The sequence below is a fragment of the uncultured Veillonella sp. genome (assembly GCF_934230905.1).
Classification (GTDB): domain Bacteria; phylum Bacillota; class Negativicutes; order Veillonellales; family Veillonellaceae; genus Veillonella.
On record NZ_CAKQFJ010000055.1, the window covers coordinates 1 to 2,492 of the forward strand.

3 protein-coding genes are annotated in these 2,492 nt (G+C 36.3%); 1 reads left to right on the top strand and 2 read right to left on the bottom strand.

Annotated elements, in window-relative coordinates:
• Nucleotides 1-202 precede the first annotated feature (202 nt).
• Nucleotides 203-526 carry a YnfA family protein gene (locus Q0E20_RS09395; RefSeq protein WP_295999442.1) on the bottom strand — a complete coding sequence of 108 codons (324 nt, stop codon included), beginning with the start codon at nt 524-526 and terminating at the stop codon, nt 203-205.
• Between the two features lie 123 nt (nt 527-649).
• A complete protein-coding gene (locus tag Q0E20_RS09400; RefSeq protein ID WP_295260416.1) occupies nt 650-1,549 on the bottom strand; it encodes a LysR family transcriptional regulator in 900 nt (299 codons plus the stop codon).
• A gap of 243 nt (nt 1,550-1,792) precedes the next feature.
• Between Q0E20_RS09400 and rpsD the strand changes: the two genes are divergently transcribed.
• Nucleotides 1,793-2,380, top strand: a complete 588-nt coding sequence (rpsD, locus tag Q0E20_RS09405) for a 30S ribosomal protein S4 (protein WP_004695181.1) — start codon at nt 1,793-1,795, stop codon at nt 2,378-2,380.
• Nucleotides 2,381-2,492 lie beyond the last annotated feature (112 nt).

A 2,492-nucleotide genomic window follows, 5' to 3' on the forward strand; every position in this document is an offset into this window, starting at 1 on the left:
ACGATTAGCTCAGCTGGGAGAGCGCCTGCCTTACAAGCAGGATGTCGGCAGTTCGATCCTGTCATCGTCCACCAAGCCAAAGCAGTTATCTTCGGATAACTGCTTTTTTGTGCCATTAGTATAGGGGTTACTGCATGAATATAAAAAAGCGACACTAAGTGTCGCTTTCAATATAGTCATTAATATTATATTGTATATGCTGTTATCTAGGCGCATACATAATAATATATACACCAACCAGACACACTAGACCGCCAATGATATCATACATGTCGGGTTGCAATCCATCGATAAGCCAACCCCATAGAATAGAGAGAGCAATAAATACACCACCGTATGCAGCATAAACCTTGCCAAAGCTAGCTTCTGGTTGAAAGGTAGGAATAATGCCGTATAAAATTAATACGATGGCACCAGCTAATAGATATAGTGGACTTTTATCATCGCGCATATAGAGCCATATTAAATAACCTCCACCAATTTCGGCTAAGCCAGCTAAGATAAAAAAGAAAATAGATAATAGCATAATAACCTCGCAATATTAATTGAAATATATTCTCTATTTTACAACTTGGAGTGGTATAGAGCAATTGTTTTAATCGTAATAAAAACCCCGCACATCTGAAGATATACGGGGTTATGATTGCTTTTATAATCTAGCAGGGGATTCTTGATGGACATAGTCCATAAATGTATGCATCGTTTCAGTTTTAGAATTGTTTTTCTTGTATGCGAAACATACTTGTAATTTAAATGGTTTTTCTAATGGTAAATAGCCTGTAGTGATGTTGAGGGCATCGAGGATTTGACGCGCTACGATGCAACCAGATTCATTCTTACCACAATAATCGATCATTGTGTACGGATTAGATAAGCGGCTACCACGAATGTGTAGATTTTGTTGACCATTACCTACATATGTTTTTAATGTACGATACATAAAATATTTTGGTGGATACATTAAGAGAGGAAATTGTTGAATTGATTTTAATGTAGCTTCTTTAACTTGATCGATAATTTTGGGTGCATAATACACAAATTCATCCTCACGTAGTGCTTTGGATTCGTATAAAGACATATCTTTGTTATTTGGCAAATAGAGAAGTGCAATATCGATGCGATTTTCACGTAAATCAAGTAATAGTTCTTCTTCTTCCATGTCATAAATAGATACGGAAAATTCAGGGTGGTTTTCAAAAAAATGTGATACATATCCATTAAGACGGATGTCGCCGAGGCTTCGAAGAACACCTATATTTAAAATAGGGCGTTCTACTTTGCTAGCTAAACGAATGGATTGTATGGCTCTCTCCAAGGTGTCCAATACAAGTTCTGCTTCGGGTAAAAATAACTCACCTTCTGGTGTCAAACGACTACCGCGGGTGGAGCGAGAAATTAATTTGACGCCTACCAAGCGTTCTAATTTTTTCATTTGTGCACTGAACGCAGATTGGGTAATATTCATCGTTTGTGCTGCTAAAGTGAAGCTACCAGTTTTGTTATATGTAATGAAACTTTGCAGCTCCTGCATAGTTGGTAATTCTTTCATTTCGGTACTCCGATTAAACTAAAAAACCTCATATTACTACATACTACCTATATTTAATAGTATTGTAGCATACTATAGGTATTTTTTCATCTATCTATAGTATGCAATGAATTGTATAGGTTAGAGTTAGATATAAGAGTCAGATGTAGAATTAATTGACATAAATATAACAGAAATGATATTATTATTGAGTACCTTTATGTCATGGTACGAGTATATATTAATTTATGAGGTGATAATCACATGGCAACGAGAAGAGAGGCTCGATTCAAACTTTGTCGTCGCTTTGGTGTGAACGTATTCGGTCACGCAAAAGCCTTGAATCGCGTCAAAAAAGACCAACGTCAGAAGAAAATGTCTGAGTATGGCACACAATTATTAGAAAAACAAAAAGTTAAAGCTTACTACAACTTGCTAGAACGCCAGTTCGTACGCTATTATGATAAAGCGAAAAAAATGCAAGGTGTTACAGGTCAAAACATGTTGATTCTTTTGGAACAACGTCTTGATAACCTTGTATATCGCATCGGCTTCGGTAACTCCATTCGTCAAGCTCGTCAAATGGTAAACCATGGTCACATTTTGGTAAATGGTCGTCGTGTAGATATTCCTTCCTTCTCCTGCAAACCAGGTGATGTAATCGAATTACGCGAAGCATCTCGTGACAACGAAATGTTCAAAACTAATTTCCAAGAACTTCGTTCTTTTGAACTTCCTTACATTGAAAAAGACTTGGAAGGCTTCAAAGCTACTTTCACTCGTCTTCCTCAACGTGAAGAACTTCCTATCGAAGTTAACGAAACACTTATCGTCGAATTGTACTCCAAATAATTTGGCACAAAAATCCGCAGTGCAACGCACTGCGGATTTTTTATATATTATGTGTGTATTATTTATAAAAGGCTAAATCAAATAATTATTATAAAATCTATCTTTCTTGGTT